Genomic DNA, 25,699 nt, shown 5'->3' on the forward strand with positions numbered 1-25,699 from the left:
TAAGGGCCCAGGCTTCGAGTTACTCAGCCACCTAACTTTGCTTTCTCTATTAATTACCCGCTTGGCCGACCTGCTACTTTCCCTCGATACCTCTTCGCCTATCTGCTCGGTGGCCTTGCACGCGCTGGCCGATGGCCGCCTGCTGGGCCTTTCGGAGCTGCGGGTGGCGCAGTCGCACTCCACGCACCTGACGGTGCTCATTGAGCAGTTGCTGGAGAACACTGGCCATTCCCTACCCCACCTCGCGGCCGTGGCCCTGAGCGACGGGCCGGGCTCCTACACGGGCCTGCGCATCGGGGCGGCGGCGGCCAAAGGGCTGTGCTTCGCGCTGGATATTCCGCTGCTGGCCGTGGGCACGCTGGCGGCACTGGCCCGGCAGGTGGCGGGCGTGACAGCTTCGGCTGAAGATTACTTACTTTGCCCGATGCTGGACGCGCGGCGGCAGGAGGTGTACACGGCTATTTACCGGGCGGATGGCGCGGAGGTGCTGGCCCCTACCCCCCTCATTCTAAGCGAAGGCGCGCTGGCCGAACATTTGGCCCAGTCCCGCGTGTTGTTCTTTGGCGACGGCGCCGCTAAGTTTCGGGCGCTGCTGCCGGCTGATTTGGCGGCTACGAACGCACGTTTCTTGGCGGGCGTGGTGCCGTCGGCAGCGGCGGTTGGCGGGCTGGCGCGGGCGGCGTACCAGCGGCACGAGTTTCGGGATGTAGCCTATTACGAGCCGTTTTATTTGAAAGAAGTTTACACTACCACGCCCCGCGCCTGAGCTTGCGCGCTAGTGCCGGTAGCCCTGCCAGGTGCCGCCGTAGCGGTAGCCGGGCTGGGTTTTAGCTTTGATACAGCAGCCCTCACAAACAAAAACCCAGCTTTTGCCTTCTCGCTGCGTTTGTATCCGGTACAGCGTGGCAGCTTCCGTCTGGCAATAGGCGCAAAACTTAGTTTTCATACCTGATGGCTCGTCATTAATTTCTGCTCTTACCGCTGTATTGGGCATCCTGTTTCTTATTTATCATCCCGCTATCTGCTTATGGAACCGCTCTTCGTGAACCGCGTCGCCAATTCGGGCCTCGTCACCCTGAACCTGGAAGAATTTATTCATGCCGGCGAGCGGGTTGTGTACGACATCAAGGACAACCTTTTCCACGGGCTGATGCTGCGCGAAAAAGACTTCCGCGAGTTCATCAAAACCCACGACTGGACGCAGTTTAATGGCCAGAGCGTGGCCATCATCTGCTCGGCCGATGCCATCGTGCCGACCTGGGCCTACATGCTGCTGGCCATCAGGCTGCAAGCCCACGCGCACCGCTACGTGTTCGGCAACTTGGAGGCGTTGGAGCAGGCTTTGTTTCAGGAAGCCATTGCCGGCATTCAGGTGGAAGAATACCGCGACGCGAAAGTAGTGGTGAAGGGCTGCGGCGACCAGCCCGTACCCACGTTTGCCTACGTCGAGATTATGCACAAGCTGCTGCCCGTGGCCGCCAGCGTGATGTATGGCGAGCCGTGCAGCACCGTGCCCCTATATAAAAAGGCGAAAGTGGCGGCCGGCGTGGCCGAGTAGTTAGCTGTAGCGCGGACTTGGTAGTCCGCGCTACTCAGAACTTATAGCGCACCTGCGCCTTCACCTCCGAGCGCTCGTTGCCCTGAATTTCCTCCAACCCGGAGCCAACCGTGGTTTGGTGCCGAAAGTGCGTGTTGGCGTAGCGCAGCCAGAGCGTGAAGTGCTGATTGACACTGATTTGGGTTAGCAAATAAACCCGCGTGCCCTGGCCGGAGAGCGCCGGAATGGAGACGGCATACAGAATATCCTGCTCGAATACGTACTGCCGGGTGTCGTAGTCGTCGGTATCGAAGAGGGCATAGCGAGCTGAGATTTTCAGCTTCCGGGAGGGCTGCACGCTCACGTCCTGGGCCAGGAGGTAGCCGCGGCGCCAGGGCAGGCCGATATCGTCGCGCAGTTGGCTGGCTTGCAGGCGGGTGCGCAGTTCCAGGGCGGGCAGGGGCTGGGTGTTGAGGTAGAGCAGTAACGAGCGGCGCGTTTGCGGCGCGGGCAGGGGTAGGGGCCGGGCGGGGTCGCTGGGTAGGTTATAGGGCTTTTCGCGCTGCCGGACTTGCAGGTAGAGCAAACTGGTTTTCGAGGGCGCATAGGCCAGCCGCAACAGCGCGTCGTGGCCGCGGCTGGGCGCTGTCACCTGGTAGCGTAGCCAGGGAAACCGGAACTGGTCGTAGTAGGCGCTGACTTCCCACTTAGCGGCCGGCCGCACTTTCAAGCCCAGGTAAAGGCCGGTTTCGTTGATGTTGCGGGTGTTCTCGCTGAAAGCGTTACCGTAGAGCGTGTGAAAATCGGGGGTGAAATGACGGGTCAGCACGGCCGCATCCACGTTGGCGGCCAGGCTGGCGAGCACGCCATTCACTGTCCCTACCCCCCCGCTAGCGCTGCGTGCCGTTTCGCCAAACCAGAGCAGATTGCGCCAGGCGTAGCTGTAGTGCAAGCCCAGGCTCAGGTTGTTCTGGCCCCGAAACTCAAATCGATTATAGGGCTCATCGCGCTTAAGCAAGGGCGTATCGAAGTGGGTGCCAACGACCGTCAGGCCGGCCGAGAAGCGGCCCTCACGGCTGCTGAACTCCAGGTTGCCGCCGCCCACGGTTTCGGCCAGGCGCTGGCGGTTGGCCTGCTCCGTGGCCGTGCGGTGCAAGCCCGTCAGCAAGAGGCCGGAGCTGAATTCATCGACCGCGGCCAGCGAATCAGCCCGCTGCTGAAGGTTAGCATCAACGTGCTTGTAAGAGGCAAACGCCGTGGCTGCCACGCGCGCCGTGAGCTGATACGTGGCCGCCGCGCCCCGGAAAAAGCTGTTTTCGAGCAGCGCCGCGTAGGGCCGCACCCCCACCGACGAGCGCCGCAGCGTCGTAATCGTCTCCGCGCCCTTGCCCACGGCCAGGCCCGACGAGAGCAGCAAGCCCTGCCCGAATTGCAGCTGGTAGTCGCCCAGTGCCAGCGTCCGCAGCTTACCCCGCTCCTGCACCACGAAGTGCGCCGACACATAATCGGCCCCAAACTGCCGCCGGCCCGGCCGCCAGGCTAAGGGCTCGCCGGCATCTTTTTCGGCCGTGACGCCCAGGCTGAAATCGCGGCTGTGGCTGACGCGGTAGCGCAGCACAAGCTTGTCAGGCGAGCCGAGGTAGCGCGTCGTGGGCCGGCCCTGAAACGTGTCGGAGGCCGCGTAGCCTTTGCGCGCTTGGAGCACCCGCTCGTAGCGCAGAAACAAGGCGTTGTTATCCTCATTTTTAATGCGCTGCCAGAGCGGCCCGCGCTGCCCATTGGCGTCGGCGCTGCTCACCACGACGAAGGGCGCCACGCGGTAGATAGTGCGCAAATCAAACCCCGGCACGATTTGCAGCTCATACAAGCTCAGCAGCTCGCCGGTGGCGGCGCGGTGAGCCAGCAGCGCGCCAATCTGGGTTTCCGACAGCAGCAGCAGCGCCCGCAGCTGCTCGCGCGTGGCCGTATTGAGGTTGAGCGGCGTTTGATAGTATTGCAGCAGCGTCTCGTACAAATCCTCGTAGGGCACTTGGTCGGAGGTGATTTCGGCGAACAGCTCCTGCGTCAGCCGGTCGAGGTCGGGGGGGCGGCGGGGGTAGTCTTGCGCTTGGGATGAATCAAAAATGAAGAATGAGAAATGAGGAATGAGCAGTACTCGAAGCCAGCCGCTACCGCTGAGGCCGCGGCCAAGGCTAGCCACCATCAATTTCCCTACCCCTCCCCCGCCGGAACATCCCTGTTTGCGCCCCGCGACACCCTGCGCGCTAACCCTGCCAAGCCCTGCGCGCAATAGTGCCTGGCCCACTAGCACGGAAAACCAATTTTTCATCGCTCGCTTTTTTCAAAGCGCAAACTCAGGCTCAGCTGCTGGCTCAGGCCCAGCGCCGTCTGCCAGGCCGCGGCGTAGTCAAAAGCATAGCGGCCGAAGCGCAAACCCAGCCCGGCCGTGGTTTGCTCGCTCAGGCTGGCGAAGCCCAGGCGGGCCGCCAGCACCGGCACCAGCTGGTATTCCAGGCCGGCCTTGAAATTGGCGGCGCGCTCTACCTCTTTCTCCGTTTCGACGCAGAGCAAAACCGACTTCGCTGGCCGGTATGCCAGGCCGGCCTTGAGCACCGTGGGCACCCGCTCATCCAAGTAATCAGCCAGCCGGGCCTGGTTTAAATTGTAGAGATAAGCGCCAAAAGTTAATTTTTTGGGCAGCATCTCCACCTGTCCGCCCAGGCTGGCCAGCAGCACGCGCCGGCTGCCGAGGCCTTCGAGGCTGAGTTGCAGCACCTCCAGCCGGGCACCCACGGCCACCAGTCCCAGCCGGTAGCCGTAGCCGGCCGCCAGCCGCGTCTCATTATAGAGCGCCCCACCAAAGCGCTGCGCCTCCAAGCCGACCACGCCCCGCCGGGCGCGGGGCCCGGCGCTTTCGGCGGCGCGCTCGGTGCCGCCCAGGGGCAGGGCCACAACCAGTGCCGCCACGTTAAGCGCAGCGCTGAAATAGCGGTTTTCGGCGTAGGCGCCCCCGGTCGGCTGGCTCAACTCGCCGAGGCCGGCGGCGTTGTTGCCCACGGCCCACACCTCACCGGCCAGCGCCACGGAAGCGTTGCTCAGGCCAGCGGCGCGGGCGCCGTGCACGCCCGGCCCGCTGGCCTGCGCCCGCGCGGCATGGCCTAGCGGCGCGGCGGCGCACAGCCCAAGCAAAAGTCGAAGAAAGATAAATCGCGCAGGCTGAGGCAGTAGCCGTCTAATCATAGCTGGAAGATAGGATGCGGCCCGTAGCTGGTCGGACCCGCCCGCTATTTTCTTAGTTTATTTATCTTCTACCTGATTTGCGTTATCCGCCGCTGCCGCTCATGCCCCGCCCTACCCCCCCTTCTTCCCGCACTGAAACGGTTACGTATCAGAATCAGCCGCTCACGTATCAGCTGCATTTTCGGCCCCGGCGCACGCTGGGCTTCGTGGTGCGCCCCGATGGCAGCCTGCACGTGAGTGCCCCGCGCGGCACCGCCCCGGCCTGGGTGGCGGCGCAGGTGCTGCGCAAGGCACCCTGGATTGTGAAACACCAGACGGCCTTCCGGCAGCGCCCACCCGCGGCACCGGCCCGCGTCCCCGAAGCGGGCACTCCGTACTATTTTCTGGGCAATCCCTACCCCCTGCTTTTAGCGCAAAGCCCGGCCACCGCCGTCACGCTCACGGCCGGGGCGCTGCGCGTAACGGCGCCCGAATCCCTACCCCCCGCCCAACTGGCAACCCTGCTCGATGACTGGTACAGGCGGCAGGCGGCCACCCAGTTTGCCGAGGCCCTGGCGCAGGTCTGGCCGCTATTTACCGAGTTCAGCCTGCCCCGCCCGGTGCTGCTGGTGCGGCCCATGCGCACGCGCTGGGGCTCGTGTACGCCACGCACGGGCCGCATCCGCCTGAGCCGCGACCTGGTGCGGGCCCGCCCGGAGTGCATCCGGTATGTGCTGCTGCACGAGTGCTGCCACCTGCTGGTGCCCAACCACTCGGCCGCCTTTTATGCCCTGCAAACCCGGCTGCTGCCCGACTGGCCGCACTGGAAACAAGAGCTGAACGCGCTGCCGCGGTAGGGCTGTTTGGAGAGGAGCGGCCCGGCAGCAGGCAGGACCCAGCCAGTTATCCGGCATCGCTGAATTTATGAACCACCTTTTTCGCTGCCTCTTGCTCGGCCTCATCTGGTTTTATCGGCACCTGATTTCGCCGCTCACGCCGGCCAGCTGCCGCTACGTGCCCACGTGCTCGGCCTACGCGGCCGAGGCCATTGGCCGGTATGGGCCCTGGCGCGGGGGCGGGCTGGCCCTGCGCCGCATAGCCCGCTGCCACCCCTGGGGCGGCCACGGCCCCGACCCCGTACCCTAGCGCTGGCCCGGCCCGTATAGCGAGGCCCACCGGGCACCGCGCCTGGCGAATAAGCCGCTGCTTTTGATTTACTTTTCTCTGATGCGCATTCCCATTTTCCTCGGCAGCCTGAGTCTGCTCGTGCTCACGGCCGGCTGCTCGCAGGCCCAATCCGACCAGGCCGCCGAAACCAGCACCGACCAAGCAGCTACCACGGACGGCGCCAAGGAAAAAGGCAAGGGCAAGAAGAACAAGGGCAAAACCAAAAGCAAAGACGCCGCCGCTGTCGCGGGGCTACGGCGCGTGGGCTCGCTCAAGGGCGTGGTGCCCGAAAGCTCCAGCCTGTGCCCGGCCCCGCAGCCGGGCACCTACTACAGCTTCGGCGACGGCGGCAATCCGTCCATCCTTTATCAATTCGACGGCACGGGCAAGCTGCTCGGCACCCTGGAGCTGGGCGCGACCAACGACGACTGGGAAAGCCTGAGCCGCGACGACCAGGGCAACTACTACCTCGGCAACTGCGGCAACAACGAGAGCCGCCGCCGCGACCTTTCCATCTATCGCCTGCGGCCCGACCAGCCCAACCAGCTCCAGCAAATCAGCTTCCGCTATCCCGACCAGACCGAGTTTCCGCCCAGCAGCAAAAAAGCCCAGAACTTCGACTGCGAGGCCATCGTCTGGCACGCCGGCCGGGTGTACCTGTTCACGAAAGACCGGGCCGGGCGCACCAGCAAAGTGTACAGCGTGCCCGCCGCGCCCGGCGACTATGAGGCCCAGTTGGTCACATCCCTGGCCATTGCCGGCGAAGTGACCGACGCCGCCCTGCGCCCCGACGGCCGCCGGCTGGTGCTGCTCGGCCGCGAAGAGCTGTTCATCCTCGACGGCAGCTCCTGGCAGGAAATCCTCAAAGCCACCCCGCGCCAGATATCATTGGCCGGCGCCGGCCAGACCGAAGGCTGCACCTTCAAAGACGCCAACACGCTGCTGATTTCAACCGAGCAGGGCGGCCTGTTTGAGTATAAGCTGCCATGAGTTGAGTTAAAAGTGAAGAGTTAAACGTTAAAATCCCTACCCCCTGGTCTGGCTTGAAGCCGAATAAGGGGGGTAGGGATTTTAACGTTTAACTCTTCACTTCTAACTTAAACGCTCTACCCCTTGCGCGGGGCGGTAACCTTGCCGGCGTCGGCGGCTTCCTGCTCGTCGAGGTCGCGCGGGGCGTAGCCGTAGGGGTTGTTGGGGTTTTTGCCGGCGCGCAACAGCACCGCGATGCCCACAAAAATCATCGGAATGCTCAGAATCTGGCCCATGTTCAGGGGCAGCTTGTCTTCAAATGCCTCCTGGTTGAGCTTGATGAACTCGACGAGAAAGCGTTGCGTGAAGAGCAGGACGACGAACAGCCCGAAAATCAGCCCGCGCGGGGTGCGCTCCTTGGTGCGGTTCCAGAGCAAGTACAGGAAAGCGAACAGCGCCACGCAAAACAGCCCTTCGTAGAGCTGCGAGGCGTGGTGCAGCTCATTCTGAATCGTGAGGTTGGCGGGCGTAGCGCCGTGCAGCTCGGCATAGCGCAGAAACTGGAAGCCCCAGGGCACGTCGGTTTTGCTGCCGATAATTTCGGAGTTCATCAGGTTACCCAGCCGGATGCAGGCCCCGCCCGTGGCCACCACCAGCACCAGCCTATCGAGCACCCAGAGGTAGTCAAACTTATTGTTGCGGGCAAAAAGCCAGGCCGCCAGCAAGATGCCAATGGTGGCGCCGTGGCTGGCCAGACCGCCCTCCCAAATCTTGAAAATCTCGGGCCAGTGCGCGGCCGTGAAGTAGTAGTCGGGCGCGTAGAAGATGACGTGCCCCAGCCGCGCCCCGATGATGGTGGCGATGAGAATGTAGACGAACAGCGTATCGACCCAGCGCGGCGACACCCGCTCGGCGCGGTAGATGTGGTTGAGGATGTAGAGCCCAATCAGGAAGCCCGACATAAACAGCACCCCGTACCAGCGGAAGGTGAGCGGCCCGAGGTGGCCGATAATGGGGTCCACGGACCAGGGAATGGCGGCGAAGAATGGGCTCATGGCACAAAGGTAGGCGTAAGGCGAAGTTTCCCTTGGCGCGGCCTTCGGACCGCCCGGCGGCACCACTACGCGAAGGGAAACTTCGCGCTACAGCCCGGCCAGCTCCTGAGCGAAGCCGCCGCTCAGAATCGGGAAGCGCAGCCAGGAGCGCGGGTCCACATTGTAGTCGTCGAGGTGAAAGCTCGGCGCGTAGCGCTCGCGCTTCCACTGGTTGCGGCTCCAGAGCTGGTAGAAGCGGCGCACGTAGGCGCGCAGCTGCTCCGGGTCGAAGCCGGTGCTCTCCGTTTCCAGCGCGGCCAGCACCTGGCTGGGGCTGAGCCGGTCGTAGAAGGCCAGGCGCTCGATGCGGTTGAGCAGGGGGTAGGGCATCAGGTCGCGCTCATCGGTTTGCTTATCCTCCAGGGGGCGCAGCTCGGCGGTGGGTTGCAGGGCGTTGACGTGGCGCAGGGCGGCGTAGCCCAGCTCCGTTTCGGCCCAGCGCAGCCATTTCTTCACGAAATCTTTATCGACGCCCGCGATGGGCGAGATGGAGCCGGCCGTGTCGCCGTCCATTGTGCAGTAGCCCACGCTGGCCTCCGAGCGGTTAGAGGTGGTGATGAGCAGGCAGTTCTGCACGTTGGCCAAAAGCCAGATACCCGGCGCCCGCACCCGCGCCTGAATATTTTGCAGGGCCAAATCGTCGGTTTGCCAGGTCAGCTCCCGGCCCAGCGCGCCCTCGATTTTGCCCACGTAGCCCGTCACCTGCTCGTCAATCGTCCAATTGAAAAACCGGGCGCCGAGGCTGTCAGCCAGCTCCTTGGCCGAATTAAACGTGTCGTCCGAGGAATTGACCGTGCCCTGATACGCGCAGGTTAGGAGCTGCTGCACCAGCTCCTGATTTTGAGTTGAAAGTTGAGAGTCAAAGGTTAAAAGCTCCGACGCATCTTGCCTATTTCCTACCCCTTCCTCCCCTTTTAACTCGTCCCTTTCAACTTTTAACTCCTTCACCACCTGCCGCGCCGCGCCGCCCGCGCCGGCCTGTTCCACCACGGTTTCGGCCGCGGCCGGGAAGCAGCCGCTACGCCGCTTGAACTCCTCGACGCCCAACTCCTCGACGCCCAGGCGCACCATCTCGGCCACGCCCACGGCGCAGAAGCACGAGTCGGCGCCGCCGCTGAGACTCAGCACGAAGCCGCGGCTGCGCGCCTTGCGCAGGTAGTCGAACAAACCCAGGCTCATGGCTTGGTTGAGTTCGCGGTATTCATCGGGGGTAGGGAGCTGCGCAATGGTTTCGGCCGGCGCCACTTGCTGGCTGAAATCTACGTCCACGAACTCCAGGTCGACTTCCTTGAAGCTCAGCAGCTGGTTGCGCAAGAGCAAGTGGCCGTTGCGGGCCACGATGATTTCGCCGTCGTAAATGACGCGGCCGGCCTCGTTGCCGAGCAGGTTGGCGTAGAGGTAGGTGCAGTTGAATTTGCGCGAGGCATTGAGCACCAACTGATAGCGCACGTCGGTTTTGCTCATCGCGAAGTGGCTGGCCGACGGATTCACAATCAAATCCACGCGTCCCACGAGGCGGCAGGCGGGCCGCACGTCGTCGGGCCGCCAGGCATCCTCACAAATCTCAAAGCCGAAGCGCACGCCCTGGTGCTCAAAAACCAGGTCGCCCAGCGGCCAGGTTTCGCCCTCAAACGTCACGATCGTGGTCTCGCCCGCCGGCCAGGGCACGAAGAAGCGCGTCTCGTAGTGCACGCCGTCGTTGGCCAGAAACTGCTTGGCCGCGAAGCCCAGAATCTGCCCGTCGCGCAACACGGCGGCCGTATTATAGGTGCGGTGCGCCAGCCGCACCGGCAGGCCCACGACCACGCAAATCCCCTCGGTCCAGGGCCGCACGGCTTGCAGCTGCGCCAGCGCCGCCGCCGGCAGCCACTCGCTCAGAAACAAATCCTCGCAGCCGTAGCCGCTGAGGCACAGCTCCGGCAAACACAAAATCCCTACCCCCCCTTCCTTCGCCAAGGCGATGGCGGTGCGGATGTTGCGCAGGTTGTTTTCCCAGTCGAGTGGAATCTGATTCAGGGCGGCGCCGGCAATTCTCATAAACCACGAAAAGTTAAACTTATTTAACCAGTGAAACGCAGGTCAGGTTGTGCGCAAATTAACAAAGCGGCGTTCTGCCCACGGCCAGCTAGCCGCGCTGAACTGCCTCGTGAAGTAGGCGCTCCGCGGTATAGCGCGGCTCGTAGCCCAACTGCTGGCGGGCTTTCTCGATGCTGTAAACCTGGTCGATGGAAGCGGGAAATTGCCAACCGAGCTGCTCGTAGATGACCGCTGCCTGTGGCAGGCGCTGGTCGATAACCTGGCGCGGCGAGTGCTTTAGCCTGCCGACATCATCGCGCTGAAACGGGCTGCCAGCCGAGATATTAAAAACCTCAAACTCCGAAAACCGGTGCTCCAATGCCAGTAAATGACCTAGTGCCCCGTCGCGCTCGTCCAATCCGCGGTAGAGCCGATTGTTGGCGGCCAAGTTCGGCGGCTCGGGCAGGAAGCGCGAGACGCGCAGCACGACCGTTTCAAGGCCTTCTTGCCCGAAAAAATCCCGACACAGGGCCTCCGCTGCCTGCTTGGTGATGTCGTAGATGTCGCGCGGTTCGGGCCGGAGCGTCTCCTCTACCCACACGGCTTGCTCGGGATGCACCATCGCCTGCCCATAAATGGACGTGGTGCTGGTATAAATAAACTTGCCAACGCCGTGCTGGCAGCCGGCCTCCAGCAGATTGAGCGTCCCACCGATATTGGTTTCGACAAACTCGGCCCGGGGGTAGTGCAACTCGTAGTGCCGACCGTGCAGCGCGGCCGTATGCAGAATAGCCCCTACGCCCCGCACGGCTCGCTGCACGGCGGCGGCCTCCCGAATGTCGAGCAACAAGTCAGTGGTTGTGGACGGCAGCAAATCGGCGCCGACTACCTTATAGCCGCGGGTGCGCAACAGCAGAACAATTTCCCGCCCCAGCCGCCCGGCCGCTCCCGTCACTAGCACTGGACCGCTTATGTTCATTGCTGCTTTAAAGAAGTTAAAGAAGTGCTATTGTCCGCGGCCTGCTCTCGGCCCTACCCTACCCCCAGCGCCTGAAGTGCCCGTTCCGCCGCCAACTGCTCGGCCTGCTTCTTACTCAGGCCCATGCCCGTCGCTACGGCCTCGTCATCGAGCAGCACTGTGGCCGAGAACTCCATTACGCCGCCGGGGCGGGGCTCGCCATTGATTTCGTAGCGCAGCACCTTACCCTGGCGCTGGGCCCATTCGATGAGCTTGCTCTTGTAGTTGCTGGTCGTCGTGGCCAGCGAGTGCACGTCCACGAAGGGCTTGACGAGGCGGTTGAGCACGAACTTGCGCGCCGCCTTGTAGCCCAAATCCAGGTAAATGGCGCCCACCAGGGCTTCCAGCGCGTTGCCGTTCACCGAGCGCGAGCGGGCCACGCGGGTCTGGGCGGCATCGAGCTGCACGAGCTTATCGAGGCCGAGCTTGAGAGCCAGCGCGTTGAGGCTTTCGCGGTTCACGATGCGCGAGCGGGTTTCGGTCAGAAAGCCTTCCTGCTCATACGGGAACTTGCGGAACAGGTATTCTGCCACCACGGCGCCCAGAATAGCGTCGCCGAGAAACTCCAGCCGCTCGTTGCTTTGGTGGCGGCCCGGCAGCCCTTGGTCGCGCACGGCCGAGGAGTGCGTGAACGCCAGCTGGTACAGCCGCACGTTGTCGGGCTCGTGGCCCGTCACGGTCATCACGGCCTGCCGAAACTGCTTATCCGAGCCGAGCAGGCGGCGAAAAAGACCGAAAAGCGGAAGCGGCATTACAAGATGAAGTCTGGGGGTAATTCCTCAAAAACAGAACGTCATGCGGCGCGCAGCGAAGCATCTCGCGTGGGGAAGTAACTCAATCGTTGTGGGCCATTGATTACTAACCGGGCGAGATGCTTCGCTGCGCGCTGCATGACGTTCTATTCTTCTCTATTCCGCGATTTTCCGAAAAACCACGGTCGTGTTGTGCCCGCCGAAGCCGAAGGTGTTGCTCAGGGCCACGTTCACCGGGCGGGCCTGCGCCGTGTTGGGCGTAAAGTTCAGGGCCTGATTGATGTCCGGGTCGGGGTTGTGCAGGTTAATCGTGGGCGGCACCATAGCGTGCTGCATAGCCAGCAGGCAGGCCACCGCCTCGATGCCGCCGGCGCCGCCCAGCAGGTGGCCGGTCATGCTCTTGGTCGAGGAAATGTTGAGCTGCGCGGCGTGCTCGCCAAACACCTGCTCAATAGCTTTCACCTCGGCGCCGTCGCCGAGCGGCGTGCTTGTGCCGTGGGTATTGATGTAGTCCACCTCCTCGGCCCCGATTCCGGCGTCGCGCAACGCGTTCTGCATCACCAGCACCACGCCGGAGCCGGTGGGGTCGGGCGCCGTGATATGGTAGGCATCCGACGACATGCCGCCGCCAATCAGCTCGGCGTAGATGCGGGCGCCGCGGGCGCGGGCGTGTTCGTATTCCTCCAAGACCAGCGCGCCGGCGCCCTCGCCCAACACGAAACCGTCGCGGTCGCGGTCGTAGGGCCGGGAGGCGGCGGCCGGGTCGTCATTGCGCTCACTCATGGCCTTGAGGGCGTTGAAGCCGCCAATGCCCGACTCGGTGATGGCCGCCTCCGAGCCGCCCGTCACCACCACCTCGGCCATGCCCAGGCGCAGGTAGTTGAAGGCCGCGATGATAGCGTCGTTGGACGAGGCGCAGGCCGACGTGGTGACGAAGTTAGGCCCGCGAAAGCCATTTTTAATCGAAATATTGCCCGACGCGGAGTCGGCAATCATGCGCGGAATAAAGAAGGGCGAGTAGCGCGGCGTGCCGTCGCCGCGCCCGAACTGAAAGCATTCTTCCTGCAACGAGCGCAGCCCGCCGATGCCGGAGCCCCAGATGACGCCCACCCGGTTTTTGTCTACGCCGCCCGTCAGCAGGCCCGCGTCGGCAATGGCCTCGTCGGCGGCCACGACCGCGAACTGCGTGAACAAGTCCATCTTGCGGCCCTCCTTGCGGTCAAAAAAGTCGTCGGCGTTGTAGCCTTTGACTTCGCAGGCGAAGCGGGTCTTGAACTTGGTGGCGTCGAAGCGGGTGATTTCGGCCGCGCCACTCGTGCCCGCGCGCAGGCTTTCCCAGTAGGCCGGGGCAGTATTGCCCAGGGGCGTGAGAGCCCCGAGGCCGGTGACGACAACACGTCGGATGGACATGACCACAGATTTAACTGATTTTAACGGACTGTTGAGAATTCCGCTCGTTTAGGCAACCTTCATTCTTAAATCAACTCATTTAAGCAGCCTGGCCAATAAGTGGCAATTACTGCCAGGCGTAATGCTGCCAGGCGCCAATCAGGCGGCCCCTACAAATGCCAAAACCGGCCGGCAGCAAGCCGGCCGGTGCATTTGAAGAGTGAGTGGAAGTGCTACTAGCTCAGATTAACTGATTATTCAACGAACCGCAACGGCGGGCGGAACCCCAAAAAGTCCGCGCTATCCGTCGAAATCAGTTAAATCGGCGGTCTTATTTGGCGTGCTCTTCGAGGTAGCTGATGGCCTGGCCTACGGTGCCAATGTTCTCGGCCTGATCGTCGGGGATGCTGACGTTAAACTCTTTCTCGAACTCCATAATCAGCTCGACCGTGTCGAGCGAGTCAGCGCCCAAGTCGTTGGTGAAGCTGGCTTCGGGAGTTACTTCGGAGGCTTCAACGCCCAGCTTGTCGATGATGATAGCCTTTACTTTTTCTGAGATTTCAGACATTTCCGTAGGAGGTTAGGAGAATATGAGGGCGCAAAGTAACGCTACTTTCCCGAACAATGCCAAGCTCAGCGCTGCCCGCCCGGCTTATAAGATTTGGGGCCGCCCGCTAGCCCGCCGCCCGCCGCCGGTGTAGATTTGCGCCGGGCGCCCCGCTCTGCTTGCCATGAAAACCTTCACCCTGGAAGTCGCCTTCGACTGCGACTTCGACTTGTTTGGCCTCGTTTCCAGCTCCCGCGACTACACCCTGGCCTGGACCCTGAACCGGACCCTGCGCCTGCGCCTCATCCGGCAGCCCGACCTCGTGGTGGACCTGCTCAGCCAGGGCCGGCTGCTCTTCAGCCACTACCTGCACGTCACCGAAACCCTCACCTTTCGCCTGCTGCGCAACCGCTCCCTGACTTCCTCAGCCCTGAAAAAGCCTTTTCTGGCCCCCGACTACAAGCAGTATGACTACCTGCTGCACATCACCAACGGCCAGGGCTCGCTGGCGGCCGACGAGCTGCTGCCCACGCTCGCCGTACTGCCGGCCGTGCAGTACGCCGGCCCGGTGGAGGTTGAGGGATTGAAATACAAGGAGAATTTTCAGTTTTAACTTTTTGAATCGAAGAGAACGTCATGTTCATCTGGCGTCCGCCCCGCGAAGCATCTCGCTCGGGGCAGTAATCAGACCTGGCCTTACGGTTGGATTAGTTACCCCAGCGAGATGCTTCGCTGGGCTCAGCATGACGTTCTTTACCAGCTCAAATCCGACCCAAGCAGCCCCTACCCCCCTCCCTTTATGGAATCTCGCCAGACCTACAACAAGACCAAAATCGTGGCCACGGTCGGCCCCGCCTCCAACACCTACGAGCGCCTCGGTACCCTCATCCGCGAGGGCGTGGACGTGTTCCGGCTCAATTTCTCGCACGGCGAGTACGAGGAGCATCTATCGGTAATCAACACCGTGCGACGCCTCAACAAGGATTTGCGTACCAACGTGGGTCTGCTCCAGGATTTGCAAGGGCCCAAAATTCGGCTGGGCGAAGTAGAGGGCGGCAGCGTCGAAATCAAGCGCGGCGACAAGATTAAGCTGGTTTGCGGCGAGAAGGAAATCACGACGGCCGAGCGCCTGAGCACCATCTATCTGGGGCTGGCGCGCGACGTGAAGCCGGGCGACCAGATTCTGCTCGACGACGGCAAGATTGAGCTGAAAGTGCTGGCCACGGACCGCGAAAAGGAAGTGGACGTGGAAGTTATTTACGGTGGCACCGTCAAGCCCCGCAAGGGCATCAACCTGCCCGACTCGGATGTGTCGGCGCCGAGTATGACCGAGAAAGACATTGCTGACCTCAAATTCGGCCTGGAGCACGACGTGGATTGGGTGGCGCTTAGCTTCGCGCGCCGCGCCGAGGACATCCGCTTTATCAAGCAGCTCATTGCCGAAAGTGGCAAAACGGCCCGCGTGGTGGCCAAAATCGAGACGCCCGAAGGCCTGCGCAACCTCGACGAAATCATTGCCCTGAGCGATGCCGTGATGGTGGCCCGCGGCGACCTCGGCGTGGAGGTGAGCATGGAGGAGGTGCCGATGGCCCAGAAGATGATTATCGCCAAGTGCAACCTCGCCGGCAAGCCCGTCATCGTGGCCACGCAGATGATGGAGAGCATGATTTCGGCCCCGCGGCCCACCCGCGCCGAAACCTCGGACGTGGCCAACGCCGTACTCGACGGCGCCGACGCCGTGATGCTCTCGGCCGAAACCGCCGTCGGCGCCTACCCCGCCGAAGTAATCCGGTCGATGGTGGGCACCATTTCCAGCGTCGAGAGCCGCAGCCCCACGCTGTTTAATAAGTGGTGGTCCATTGACCCCAACGCCCCGACGTTCATGGTCGACAGCATCCTGTCGGCCTCGTGCCACCTGGCCAAAAACACCAACGCCAAGGTCATTACCGGCATGACGCACCGCGGCTACACGGCCTTCCAGCTGGCCAAGTACCGCCCCAAAGCCAACATCTTTATTTTCACCGATAACCGCCTGCTGCTCACGGCCCTGAGCCTGGTGTGGGGCGTGCGCGGCTTCTACTATGACCGCCTCGTGAGCACGGATAACACCATCTCCGACATCCGCAACACGCTCCTTACCACCGGCCACCTGCAGGTCGGCGACGTGTTCATCAATACCGCCTCCATGCCGATTCAGGACAAGGGCCTGGCCAATATGGTGAAGGTGAATGTCGCGTAATGTCTGAACCACGGATTTATCGGAATTAAGCGGATTAGTCGGATTTCGGGGACGATTCCGCTCCTAAGCCGAAGATGAAAAAGGCCACTCGATTGAGTGGCCTTTTAGTTTTTGAGGGGGGTAGGGATATCAGATTGAGCGAAGCGGAATCGTCCCCGAAATTCGACTAATCCGCTTAATTCCGATAAATCCGTGGTTCAGATAACTTGCAAGCGCCACGTCAGTGGCGCGGCACCGGGCGCCAGCAGCTGCACCAGATACAGCCCGGCGGGACGCCCGGCCAGCGGCACTGGCAAAGCGGTTTGGCCCGCGCCTACTGACGTGCTCCACACGCGGCGGCCTAGCGCGTCGGTAAGGCTGAGCGTGGTGTCGGGCCGGGCGGGCGCGGCCAGTGTGAGCGTGGCCGCGCTACCGGCCGCCGGGTTGGGGTGGAGCGTGGCCGCCGCGGCGGCGCGCGCGGCGCGGGCCGGCAGCAAGGTTACGAAGTCGCCGCAGGTGCCGCACTCGCTGCGCTGGCCATTGGAAAGCTGGCGACGGGAGCAGGCCAGATTATCCTGGTACACATAGACGAGACCAACAGCAGGCGCAAATCCTTGGAGCCACGCTAGATAATCGATGCCGGGCACGAAAACTTTCAGCGCAACGGACGTCCCCGATTGCGGATACAGCCGGACGTTGCTAACCGAAAAGTCCGTCTCTTGGCAACCGGATGCACGGCTCATAATAATTGGCAAGCCAGCTTGGATAGCTTGCCGGTCCGACTGCCCCGCACTTGCCCGCTTGTATTCCAGCGTAAACAAACCGAGGTATGGAAACTGCGGCGACTGGCCCGTGCGTAGCGAAATAGCCAAGCGCTTTGTCGTGACGGGGGTGAAGCTCGTGGTGTTAGTGGAACCGCAGTCCAGCCCGCTTACCGCCTGATGGCGGATTTGCTCCAAATAAGTGTAACTCAGACTGTCCGTCGACTGCTGACGGGTCAAAATCCGGCGCAAAGTATAGGTGATAAAGCACGGAAACGGGTTTATCCAATCCTCCGTTCTAAACCCAAACTCATCCCCCGGCTGATAGTTAAACAGCACAGTCGGCGAGTAGTATTTTGACTCGCCGATGGGCACCGGCACGTCGGCCAGGTAGAGCGGCTGGCTGCCGGGCTGCCCGCGGTAGAGGTTGCGCGGCAGCTGCACGGCCCCGTGGCGGCGGCTGAAAACGAGCGTATCGCCGTCCGGCTGCGTGCGCAAGGTCAGCGTTAAGTCGCGGACGCCGGGCAGGATTTGACGCTCTTCCCGGCTTGCGACGCGCGCCGTGCCGGCCCGCTGGCCAGCGGGCTGCTCGTAGCTGCTGCCGACGGCGCCCTCGGTTTGCAGCGTCCACTGCCGGGCCGGGCCCAGGGTGTCGGCGTCTAGAAAAAAGGTGTAGGTGCCCGAGCCGGGCCGGAACCGCATCCGCGCGCCGAACAGGTTATTAGTGGTTGGCACGTAGCGGCTGCCATCCAACTGCCGCAGTGTTCGGTTGAAGCGGTACACCGAGTCCGGCCCGTCGGCATACACCGAATCCACGCGCAGCGTGAAGATGATATCCGCCTTGGCGGTGCGAAACGCATACACCAGCCCCGGCCGAAATGGCCGCCACGCCGTGACCTGTGCCATTACGCCTGGCAGTGAAGTTAACACCGATAGCCCGAGCAGCGGCAACGAGTACAAGCATTTCATGCGCTTCGCGGAAAAAGCGGGGGTAGGAAGAACCAGCAAGATACATCGCGCAGCCACTATATCCTCAGGGGCTGAACGCAAAAAGCCCCGCACCTTGCGGCGCGGGGCTTTTTGTGAGAGAGCGTGAAGCCAGGCGTTGGGGCGGCGCGGCCTGACTTCACTAGAGCCCGTTACGCGCTGAGCGCATTGACGAGCTTTGTCAGCTTGCTTTTGTTGTTAGCAGCTTTATTCTTATGGATGATGTTCTTCTTGGCGAGGCGGTCGAGCATCGACGATACCTTCTTGAGCAGCTCCTGCGCGGCGGTGGCATCAGTGGTTTGACGCAGGTTTTTGATGGCCGTGCGGGTAGATTTGTGCTGGTAGCGGTTTAGCACGCGCTTGGCTTCGTTGCTGCGGATGCGCTTGATAGCCGACTTATGATTTGCCATGAAAAGAGTAACTATGGGAGCCGGCGGGGCCGGAACGGATTCGCTTGGGCGGGCAAAGGTACGATTGGTTTTGGGAAATGCAAGCCATTAAAATCAGGAAAAAGAACGTCATGCAGAGCGTAAGCGAAGCATCTCGCTCGGGGAAGTAATCAAAATGACTGAACGATTGAGTTACTTCCCCGAGCGAGATGCTTCGCTTACGCTCTGCATGACGTTCTTATGGCATGACGTTCTTGTAGCTTACAATTCGATTTTCGTCCCCTTGCCTCTCCTGCCTTCCACCTACCGCCCACCGGCCTACCTGCTCGGCAGCGGCCACTTGCAAACCATCGTGCCCGCGCTGCTGCGCCGGGTGCCCGATTTGACGTACCGCCGCGAGCGGATTGAGCTGCCCGACGGCGACTTCCTCGCCCTGGACTGGGCCGCCGCCCAGCCAGCCCCTACCCCCCCCTCCGCTCGCAACCCCGCCCGCAAGCTGGCCATCATCTCCCACGGCCTGGAAGGCAGCTCCGACCGCGCCTATATCCGCGGCCTGGCGCGGACCCTGACCCGCGCCGGCCTCGACGCGCTGGCCTGGAACTACCGCTCCTGCGGCGAGCCCAACCGCCTGCTCCGCTCCTATCACCTCGGCGACACCGGCGACTTGCACCACGTCATCGGCCACGCGCTGGCTTCCGGGCGCTACGATTGTGTGTACCTGACGGGCTTCAGCGCCGGCGGCAACGTGACCCTTAAGTATTTGGGCGAAGACGCCGGCCGCGTGCCGGCGGCCGTGCGCCGGGCGGCCGTGTTTTCGGTACCCACCGATTTGAAAGCCAGCTCCGTGCACATTGCCCGGCCCCAAAACCAGGTGTACCTGCGCCGGTTTATGAAAACGCTGCGCCAGAAAATCCGCGACAAAGCCGCCCTGCTGCCCGGCGAGGTTGATTTGACTGGCCTGGAGAATTTGCGCGACTTCCCGCAGTTCGATGACCGCTACACGGCGCCCATGCACGGCTTCGCCTCGGCTGATGCGTACTACGCCCACGCCAGCTCCGGGCAGTACCTGGCCGGTATCCGGGTGCCCACGCTGCTCGTCAATGCCGAGAATGACCCCTTCCTACCCCCCTCCTGCTTCCCGAGGGCGGCGGCGGCGGCCAGCCAGTTCGTGTTTCTGGAAACGCCCACCGATGGCGGCCACGTCGGCTTCGCCGAAGGCCGGCCGGATGGCGCGTATTACTCGGAGCGGCGGGCCGTGGCGTTTTTGCTAGCCGAATGAATCAGAAAGGCGCTTCTATTTGCCGGCCGGAATGAACACAACTTTCTTCGTCTCGAAATATTCCTCCTGAAAAAAGTCGCTCAGACTGGCCGTCCGCGCGGGCAGTCCAGACTCGGCAATTTCCTGGCTCAAGTCGCCGCCCTTGAGGTAGTAAAGGCCGGCGCCCGGGGCGGGGTGCACCTTGTAGCTGCGCGCAATCCAGGGGTGAAATTCGGCCAGGCGGGCCACGGCCCGGCTTACCACGAAGTCAAATTTGGTTTTGACCTGCTCGGCCCGGATTTGCTCGGCCGTCACGTTATCCAGCCCCAGCGCGCCGGCCATAAACTGCACGGCCCGAATCTTCTTGCCGATGCTATCGACGAGGTGAAACTGCACCTCGGGAAATAGGATGGCTAGCGGCAGGCCCGGCAGGCCGCCGCCGGTGCCCACGTCGAGCACGGCGCTGCCGGCCGGGAACTGCACCACTTTGGCCAGGCCCAGACTGTGCAGCAGGTGGCGCTCCTCCAAATTCTCGATGTCGGGGCGGGCCACCAGGTTCACTTTCTCATTCCAGGCCCGGAACTCGGTTTCGAGCTGCGCGAACTGCTTTTTCTGAAGCGGCGTGAGGTCGGGGAAGTAGTGCGTGAGGAGAGACATAAGGGGTAGGGTGCGGGGCTTGCCCCCGCCCGGCGTTGGCGCCGCTCAATTCTTGATTACTACAACGATTGGTGCTCACGCGCCGGGCGGGGGCAAGCCCCGCCGCACCCTACAAAAAAGCCCCGACCTGCGCCGGGGCTTTTTGTTATTCAAAATCAGGCTTAAATCACGTGCTTGTTGTCTTTCACCATGTCAAAAAGCAGCTCACGGGCGCGGTGCAGCTGGGCCTTGACGGTGCCAAGCGGCGCTTTTAGCTCCGTGGCAATTTCCTCGTAGCTCAGCTCATCGAAGTAGCGCAGCGAGACCAGGCGCTTGTACTTCTCGGGCAGCCGCGAGACGACGTGCTGCATAATTTCAATTTTCTGGTTTTTAATCGTCGTCTCCTGCGGGTTGAGGCCCTGGTCGCGAAAGTCGATGGTGATTTCGTCGCCGTTGTCGATTTTAATGGCCGAGTCAATGCTCATCGTCTTGATTTTATTCTTGCGAATAAAGTCAATGCAGTTATTGGTGGCGATGCGGAACAGCCAGGTGCTGAAGGCGTACTCGGGGTTGAACTTGTGCAGGTTGCGGAAGGCCTTGGCGAAGGCCTCGATGGTGAGGTCTTCGGCGTCGTCCATGTTGCGCACCATCTTGAGCACCACGTGGTAGACCGGCTTCTTGTAAATCTGCATCAGCTCGGCATACGCCTTTTCGTCGCCGTTGTCGACGGCGCGGCGGATGAGCTTGAAGTCGTGCTTGGCCTTGGCCGAGAACTGCTTCTGAACGTCGGGGTTGTTTACTTCCATTGGAGACGGCGGCTGAAAAAGAGGGAGATTCCCAGCGCGAGATAGGAGATGAAATAAAGGAAGTCGAGCAACGGCAGCAGCACCAGCGGCGGCCGGCCAGCTTGCAGACGCCGGTTCAGGCGCCTATAAACCGCCAGTATGACTAAAGTTCTAAAAATTCCGACCAGGGTCAAAGTTACCCAATTTTGGGCAGATAATACGAGCCCCAAAAGCCCACAATAGTACGCCATATTAGCACTCAAAAACAGCCCCAGCCGCAGGCGGTCGGCGAGAGGGTAGGCGGGCCCGGCCGAGAGGTGGCGGCGCTTCTGCCGCCACCACGCCGCCCAGGTTTCGGCGGGCCAGCTGCTGGCTTGGGCCGGGCCGTCGGCCACCACAGCCACCCGCAAACCCCGCTTCACCGCCGCCTGCACAAACAAGTCGTCGTCGCCGCTGAGTTGTTTTAAATGGCTGGCAAAACCTTTCGTGGCCTCAAAGGCGGCGCGGGTGTAGGCCAGGTTGCGTCCGACGCCCATATAAGGCTGCCCGCGCCAGGCGAAGCTCAGGTACTGGGCGCCGGTGAGCAGCGTTTCGTAGCGGATAAGCTGGTTGAGCAGGCCCGGCCGGGCGGCGTAGGGCGAGAAGCCGAGCACGAGGTCCGCCCCGGCTGATTCCCTATCCCCCCCTTGCGGGCTGAAGCCGCGCTGCATCAGGCGCAGCCACTGCGGGCTGGCGGGGCGGCAGTCGGCGTCGGTGAAGAGCAGGCGGGCGTGGCGGGCGGCGCGGATGCCGAGGGTGAGGGCGTACTTTTTGGGGGCCAGGCCGGGCGGCGGCGCGCGCACGGTCACGAGGCGGAATTTATGAGGGTAGAGCTGGACGTACTGCTGGGCCAGCAGCGGCGTCTCGTCGGTGCTGCGGTCGTCGATGAGCACGATTTCAAAGCCGGCAGCATAATCCTGGGCCAGCAGCAGCGGCAGCAGCTCGCGCAGGTTGTCGGCCTCGTTGCGGGCGCAGACGATGACCGAGACCGGCTCCGTGTCGGGGCCGGGCTGGTCGGCGGGTGCCTCGGCCGGACGGCGGGCGAAGGGTAGGAAATAGTAGCCCGCGTAGCCGAGCTGCACCAGCACCGCCAGCAGCAGCAGGGCCAGGCCGGGCGTGATGGTCAGCTCAGGCAAGGGGGGGGGTAGGGAATCGGGCCAGCAAAAGTAGGCGCGGCAGGAGCAGGGGCTACCTTTGCGGGGAAAATCTGTCATGCTGAGCTTGCGAAGCATCTTATCCCCGTCGGACGACGCAGTAACTAATACTATACTGTTCGTTAAGGCGGGATAAGGTGCTTCGCAAGCTCAGCATGACAGATTTGATTTTCTGCCTTTCTGAATGACGTTCGACCTACTTACTACCGACCCGCAGACCAAGGCGCGGGCGGGCCGGCTGCAAACCGCGCACGGCGCCATCGAGACGCCGATTTTCATGCCCGTCGGCACGGCGGGCACCGTGAAGGCGGTGAGCCAGCAGACACTCAAGGCTGACGTGCAGGCGCAGGTTATTCTCGGCAATACCTACCACTTGTATCTGCGGCCGGGCTTGGAGGTGCTGCGGGCGGCCGGCGGCCTGCACCGGTTCAACGGCTGGGACCGGCCGATACTGACTGACTCCGGCGGCTACCAGGTGTTTTCGCTCTCCAACACCCGTAAAATCAAGGAGGAAGGCGTCACGTTCCGCTCGCACATCGACGGCTCGAAGCACCTGTTTTCGCCCGAGGGCGTGATGGACATTCAGCGCGTCATCGGGGCCGACATCATCATGGCCTTCGATGAGTGCACGCCCTGGCCCTGCGAGTACGCCTACGCCCGCCGCTCGCTCGACATGACGCACCGCTGGCTCACGCGCTGCATTCAGCGCTTCGACGGCACCGACGGCCTTTACGGCTACGAGCAGACCCTTTTTCCCATCGTGCAAGGCAGCACGTTCAAGGATTTGCGCGTGCAGTCAGCTGAGTTTGTGGCCAACCAAAACCGCGCCGGCAACGCCATCGGCGGGCTGAGCGTAGGCGAGCCAGCCGAGCTGATGTACGAGATGACGGAGCTGGTTTGCGATATTCTGCCCCCCGACCGTCCGCGCTATCTGATGGGGGTAGGGACGCCGGCTAATATTCTGGAAAACATTGCGTTGGGCGTCGATATGTTCGACTGCGTGCTGCCCACGCGCAATGCCCGCAACGGGATGTTGTTCACGAGCCAGGGCATTATTAACATCACGAATAAGAAGTGGGCCACCGATTTTGAGCCTATTGATGCGGCCATTGGCGGGCCGGCCAGCACGTTCTACTCGCGGGCCTACGTGCGTCATTTGTTCCAGAGCCAGGAAATGCTCGGCCCGCAAGTTGCGTCGGCGCATAATCTGACATTTTATCTCTGGCTGGTGCGGCAGGCGCGCACGCAGATTCTGGCCGGCACGTTCCGGGAGTGGAAGGAGCGCATGGTGACGCAGGTGATGACGCGATTATGAATCGCAGATGGTGCATATGAATCGAGATGAACGCAGATTCGTTCTGGCGTTGGATGATGTTCTGATGTCTGATTCGTTTCGATTGACTTTAATTAAATAATAGTACCGTTAAAATATCATCCACTAGTCGAACATCATCCAACGCCAGAACATCATCCGCTAGTCGAACATCATCTGCGTTCATCTCGATTCATCTGCACCATCTGCGATTCATGAAGCTACTCGACTGGTATATTATCAAGAAGTTCCTCAGCGCGTTTTTCTTTACCGTGCTGGTGCTCGTGTCGGTTATCTGCGTGATTGACTTCACCGAGAAAAACGATAACTTCATGAAGCACAGCCTGCCGATGGGCAAAATTATCTTCGGCTACTACGTTTACTTATTTCCTTATTTCGCCAATCTGCTCTCGCCGATTACGGTTTTTATTGCCGTGGTTTTCGTGACGGCGCAGCTGGCGGCGCGCACCGAGATTGTGGCCATTCTGGCCTCGGGCGTGAGCTTCCGGCGGCTGCTGCGGCCCTACGCCATCGGCGGGGCGGTGGTGGGCGTGGTCATTTTCGCCTTCGTCGGCTGGATACTGCCCATCGGCAACAAGACGCGGGTGCAGTTCGAGAAGGATTACGTCAAGAACCCGTACCGCTTCAAGGAGCGCAACATCCACATCCGCGTCGGGCCGAAAAGCTACGCCTACATGGAAAGCTACGACAACACGGCCAACGTGGGCTTTCGCTTTGCCTTGGAAACCATCGACGGCACGCTGCTCAGGCGCCGGATGACGGCCGACGCCATCACCTGGGACTCGACCAAGCACGTGTGGCACCTCACGCAGCAGCTCGTGCGCACGTTTCGGGGGCCGCAGGACGAGACGCTGCTCACCCTGCCGCCGCGCGACACCACGCTCAACCTGTTTCCGAAAGACTTTGCCAGCACCTACCGCCTGGCCGAAACCCTGACCTTGCCGGAGCTGAATAAACTAATCAGAACCAAGCAGGAGCGCGGCGCCGACGACACGCAAACGTATCTGAGCGAGAAGTACGAGCGCTATTCCTACCCCTTCGCCATCATCATTCTGACGCTCATCGGCGTGATTCTGAGCGCCCGCAAGTCCCGGGCCGGCGTGGGCGGGCAGATTGCGCTAGGCTTCGTGCTGGCGTTCGTGTTCATCATTTTCGTCATCTTCAGCCGCAACCTGGCCCAGGTCGGGCAGCTCTCGCCGCTGCTGGCCGCCTGGATTCCGAGTATGCTGTTCTCGGGCATCGGACTGGCGCTGTACCGATTTGTGCCGAAGTAGGGGGGGTAGGGAAATTAAGGGAATAGGCGGTCATGCTGAGCGCAGCGAAGCATCTCGCGTGCGGCAATAATCGGCTCAGCCAAACGATTCCACGCGAGATGCTTCACTGCGCTCAGCATGACCGCCTTTTAAGCTCCAAATCATCATCATGATCAAAGACTACCTCAAGCTTCATTTCATCGTCCTGCTGTGGGGGTTCACGGCCATTCTGGGCAAGCTGCTGAGTTTGCCGCCGGTCGAGATTGTGCTCTGGCGCACGGGGCTGGCGGCGGCCGGCATCGGGCTGCTGCTCACGCTGCGCGGGCAGCCTTTGCGCGTGCGTGGGGCGCAGTTGGCGCGCCTGCTGGGGGTAGGGACGCTGGTGGCGGCGCACTGGATTACGTTTTTTCTGGCCGCGCGCCTGAGCAGCGTGAGCGTGTGCCTGGCCGGCATGGCCACGCTGGCCCTGTGGACCTCGCTGCTGGAGCCGCTGCTGCTGCGCCGGCCGGTGCGCGGCTACGAGGTCGGGCTGGGGTTGCTCACGATGGGGGGCCTGTACCTGGTGTCGCAGGCCGAGCTGGACCAGCTCGCGGGCCTGCTGGTGGCGGTGCTCTCGGCAGGGCTGTCGGCCTTGTTTAGCGTGATTAACTCCAGGCTCACGCAGCAGCATTCGCCCTTGCAGCTCACGTTTTATGAGATGCTGGGCGCCAGCCTCAGCATCGCTCTGTTTCTGCCGTTCTACAGCCGCTACTTCACGCCGGGCGCGGGCCTGCACCTGGGCCTCAGCGGCCTCGACTGGCTGTGGCTGCTCTTGCTGGCCGGCGCCTGCACCGTGTATGCTTTTTCGGTTTTCGTCGAGCTGATGAAGCGCCTGACGCCCTTCACCGTCAACCTGACCATCAACCTGGAGCCCGTCTACGGCATCGTGCTGGCCGTGCTCATCTTCGGCGACAAGGAGCGCATGGCCGGCGGCTTCTACCTCGGCACGGCCGTGATTCTATTGAGCGTGCTGATTCATCCGCTGGTGGCGCGGCGGTTTAGGAGGAGTGAACAGTTAGCCGTGAACAGTTAGCAGGGAGGCGCTTAATAGTGAACGTTTGGCGCTTAGCCCCCGGCGGGGCGGCCCATCGGTAGATTCCCTACCCCCTCTTCCGTGAGCAAAGCCCCAGCGGGGCGAC

The 25,699-nt window shown here is 62.2% G+C and carries 25 protein-coding genes; 11 read left to right on the forward strand and 14 right to left on the reverse strand.

Going from position 1 to position 25,699, the window contains the following annotated elements; translation table 11 throughout:
• The first annotated feature begins 61 nt into the window (after positions 1-61).
• A complete protein-coding gene (tsaB, locus tag ACFE70_RS03890) occupies positions 62-766 on the forward strand; it encodes a tRNA (adenosine(37)-N6)-threonylcarbamoyltransferase complex dimerization subunit type 1 TsaB (RefSeq protein ID WP_375416406.1) in 705 nt (234 codons plus the stop codon).
• A 9-nt stretch (positions 767-775) separates the two neighbouring features.
• Here tsaB and ACFE70_RS03895 read toward each other — a convergent pair whose 3' ends face one another.
• Complete coding sequence (locus ACFE70_RS03895; RefSeq protein ID WP_375416407.1) at positions 776-946, reverse strand: hypothetical protein; 171 nt, start codon at positions 944-946, stop codon at positions 776-778.
• A gap of 81 nt (positions 947-1,027) precedes the next feature.
• On the opposite strand from ACFE70_RS03895, the gene ACFE70_RS03900 reads away from it, so the two are divergent.
• The gene (locus tag ACFE70_RS03900; protein WP_375416408.1) at positions 1,028-1,558 is read left to right on the forward strand and encodes a DUF2480 family protein; all 531 of its coding nucleotides are present in this window, start codon (positions 1,028-1,030) and stop codon (positions 1,556-1,558) included.
• 34 nt (positions 1,559-1,592) lie between these two features.
• Here ACFE70_RS03900 and ACFE70_RS03905 read toward each other — a convergent pair whose 3' ends face one another.
• Together ACFE70_RS03905 and ACFE70_RS03910 are read right to left on the reverse strand one after the other, a co-directional pair.
• Positions 1,593-3,740, reverse strand: a complete 2,148-nt coding sequence (locus tag ACFE70_RS03905; RefSeq protein ID WP_375416409.1) for a ComEA family DNA-binding protein — start codon at positions 3,738-3,740, stop codon at positions 1,593-1,595.
• Between the two features lie 122 nt (positions 3,741-3,862).
• On the reverse strand, positions 3,863-4,726 hold the full coding sequence (locus ACFE70_RS03910; protein WP_375416410.1) for a hypothetical protein: 864 nt from the start codon (positions 4,724-4,726) through the stop codon (positions 3,863-3,865).
• Between the two features lie 128 nt (positions 4,727-4,854).
• Between ACFE70_RS03910 and ACFE70_RS03915 the strand changes: the two genes are divergently transcribed.
• From ACFE70_RS03915 to ACFE70_RS03925, 3 genes are all read left to right on the forward strand, one after another.
• Entirely contained in the window at positions 4,855-5,613 is a 759-nt protein-coding gene (locus ACFE70_RS03915; protein WP_375416411.1) for a M48 family metallopeptidase, read from the forward strand.
• 67 nt (positions 5,614-5,680) lie between these two features.
• Entirely contained in the window at positions 5,681-5,902 is a 222-nt protein-coding gene (yidD, locus tag ACFE70_RS03920) for a membrane protein insertion efficiency factor YidD (RefSeq protein ID WP_375416412.1), read from the forward strand.
• 81 nt (positions 5,903-5,983) lie between these two features.
• Positions 5,984-6,913 (forward strand): hypothetical protein, encoded by a 930-nt coding sequence (locus ACFE70_RS03925; RefSeq protein ID WP_375416413.1) that lies wholly within the window; start codon positions 5,984-5,986, stop codon positions 6,911-6,913.
• Positions 6,914-7,029: 116 nt separating this feature from the next.
• Here ACFE70_RS03925 and lgt read toward each other — a convergent pair whose 3' ends face one another.
• From lgt to ACFE70_RS03955, 6 genes are all read right to left on the reverse strand, one after another.
• Positions 7,030-7,947 carry a prolipoprotein diacylglyceryl transferase gene (gene lgt / locus ACFE70_RS03930; RefSeq protein WP_375416414.1) on the reverse strand — a complete coding sequence of 306 codons (918 nt, stop codon included), beginning with the start codon at positions 7,945-7,947 and terminating at the stop codon, positions 7,030-7,032.
• A gap of 87 nt (positions 7,948-8,034) precedes the next feature.
• The gene (nadE, locus tag ACFE70_RS03935; protein ID WP_375416415.1) at positions 8,035-10,023 is read right to left on the reverse strand and encodes an NAD(+) synthase; all 1,989 of its coding nucleotides are present in this window, start codon (positions 10,021-10,023) and stop codon (positions 8,035-8,037) included.
• Positions 10,024-10,111: 88 nt separating this feature from the next.
• Entirely contained in the window at positions 10,112-10,981 is an 870-nt protein-coding gene (locus tag ACFE70_RS03940) for an NAD-dependent epimerase/dehydratase family protein (RefSeq protein WP_375416416.1), read from the reverse strand.
• Positions 10,982-11,034: 53 nt separating this feature from the next.
• Positions 11,035-11,772, reverse strand: coding sequence for a ribonuclease III (gene rnc, locus ACFE70_RS03945; protein ID WP_375416417.1), 738 nt, complete (start codon positions 11,770-11,772; stop codon positions 11,035-11,037).
• A gap of 156 nt (positions 11,773-11,928) precedes the next feature.
• Positions 11,929-13,182, reverse strand: a complete 1,254-nt coding sequence (fabF, locus tag ACFE70_RS03950) for a beta-ketoacyl-ACP synthase II (protein ID WP_375416418.1) — start codon at positions 13,180-13,182, stop codon at positions 11,929-11,931.
• A gap of 310 nt (positions 13,183-13,492) precedes the next feature.
• The gene (locus ACFE70_RS03955) at positions 13,493-13,729 is read right to left on the reverse strand and encodes an acyl carrier protein (RefSeq protein ID WP_375416419.1); all 237 of its coding nucleotides are present in this window, start codon (positions 13,727-13,729) and stop codon (positions 13,493-13,495) included.
• A 163-nt stretch (positions 13,730-13,892) separates the two neighbouring features.
• Between ACFE70_RS03955 and ACFE70_RS03960 the strand changes: the two genes are divergently transcribed.
• Both ACFE70_RS03960 and pyk read left to right on the forward strand, forming a co-directional pair.
• On the forward strand, positions 13,893-14,321 hold the full coding sequence (locus ACFE70_RS03960) for an IPExxxVDY family protein (protein WP_375416420.1): 429 nt from the start codon (positions 13,893-13,895) through the stop codon (positions 14,319-14,321).
• Positions 14,322-14,507: 186 nt separating this feature from the next.
• A complete protein-coding gene (gene pyk / locus ACFE70_RS03965; RefSeq protein ID WP_375416421.1) occupies positions 14,508-15,947 on the forward strand; it encodes a pyruvate kinase in 1,440 nt (479 codons plus the stop codon).
• Between the two features lie 197 nt (positions 15,948-16,144).
• On the opposite strand, the gene ACFE70_RS03970 is transcribed toward pyk, so the two are convergent.
• Positions 16,145-17,593 (reverse strand): hypothetical protein, encoded by a 1,449-nt coding sequence (locus ACFE70_RS03970; protein ID WP_375416422.1) that lies wholly within the window; start codon positions 17,591-17,593, stop codon positions 16,145-16,147.
• Between the two features lie 233 nt (positions 17,594-17,826).
• Positions 17,827-18,084 (reverse strand): 30S ribosomal protein S20, encoded by a 258-nt coding sequence (gene rpsT / locus ACFE70_RS03975; protein ID WP_375416423.1) that lies wholly within the window; start codon positions 18,082-18,084, stop codon positions 17,827-17,829.
• 262 nt (positions 18,085-18,346) lie between these two features.
• Between rpsT and ACFE70_RS03980 the strand changes: the two genes are divergently transcribed.
• The gene (locus ACFE70_RS03980) at positions 18,347-19,342 is read left to right on the forward strand and encodes a YheT family hydrolase (protein WP_375416424.1); all 996 of its coding nucleotides are present in this window, start codon (positions 18,347-18,349) and stop codon (positions 19,340-19,342) included.
• A 15-nt stretch (positions 19,343-19,357) separates the two neighbouring features.
• Here ACFE70_RS03980 and rsmG read toward each other — a convergent pair whose 3' ends face one another.
• From rsmG to ACFE70_RS03995, 3 genes are all read right to left on the reverse strand, one after another.
• Positions 19,358-19,978, reverse strand: a complete 621-nt coding sequence (gene rsmG / locus ACFE70_RS03985) for a 16S rRNA (guanine(527)-N(7))-methyltransferase RsmG (RefSeq protein ID WP_375416425.1) — start codon at positions 19,976-19,978, stop codon at positions 19,358-19,360.
• Between the two features lie 161 nt (positions 19,979-20,139).
• Complete coding sequence (locus tag ACFE70_RS03990) at positions 20,140-20,763, reverse strand: RNA polymerase sigma factor (RefSeq protein WP_375416426.1); 624 nt, start codon at positions 20,761-20,763, stop codon at positions 20,140-20,142.
• Positions 20,754-21,995: a glycosyltransferase gene (locus ACFE70_RS03995; protein ID WP_375416427.1), complete on the reverse strand. Its 1,242-nt coding sequence runs from the start codon at positions 21,993-21,995 to the stop codon at positions 20,754-20,756. The genes ACFE70_RS03990 and ACFE70_RS03995 overlap by 10 nt, the downstream gene beginning before the upstream one ends.
• 124 nt (positions 21,996-22,119) lie before the next feature.
• Here ACFE70_RS03995 and tgt point away from each other — a divergent pair, with 124 nt between their 5' ends.
• From tgt to ACFE70_RS04010, 3 genes are all read left to right on the forward strand, one after another.
• Positions 22,120-23,250 carry a tRNA guanosine(34) transglycosylase Tgt gene (tgt, locus tag ACFE70_RS04000; protein WP_375416428.1) on the forward strand — a complete coding sequence of 377 codons (1,131 nt, stop codon included), beginning with the start codon at positions 22,120-22,122 and terminating at the stop codon, positions 23,248-23,250.
• A 212-nt stretch (positions 23,251-23,462) separates the two neighbouring features.
• Entirely contained in the window at positions 23,463-24,542 is a 1,080-nt protein-coding gene (locus ACFE70_RS04005) for an LptF/LptG family permease (RefSeq protein ID WP_375416429.1), read from the forward strand.
• A 148-nt stretch (positions 24,543-24,690) separates the two neighbouring features.
• Positions 24,691-25,593, forward strand: a complete 903-nt coding sequence (locus ACFE70_RS04010; RefSeq protein ID WP_375416430.1) for a DMT family transporter — start codon at positions 24,691-24,693, stop codon at positions 25,591-25,593.
• Positions 25,594-25,699 lie beyond the last annotated feature (106 nt).

Source organism: uncultured Hymenobacter sp., from assembly GCF_964243305.1.
In the GTDB taxonomy this organism is placed as follows: Bacteria; Bacteroidota; Bacteroidia; order Cytophagales; family Hymenobacteraceae; genus Hymenobacter.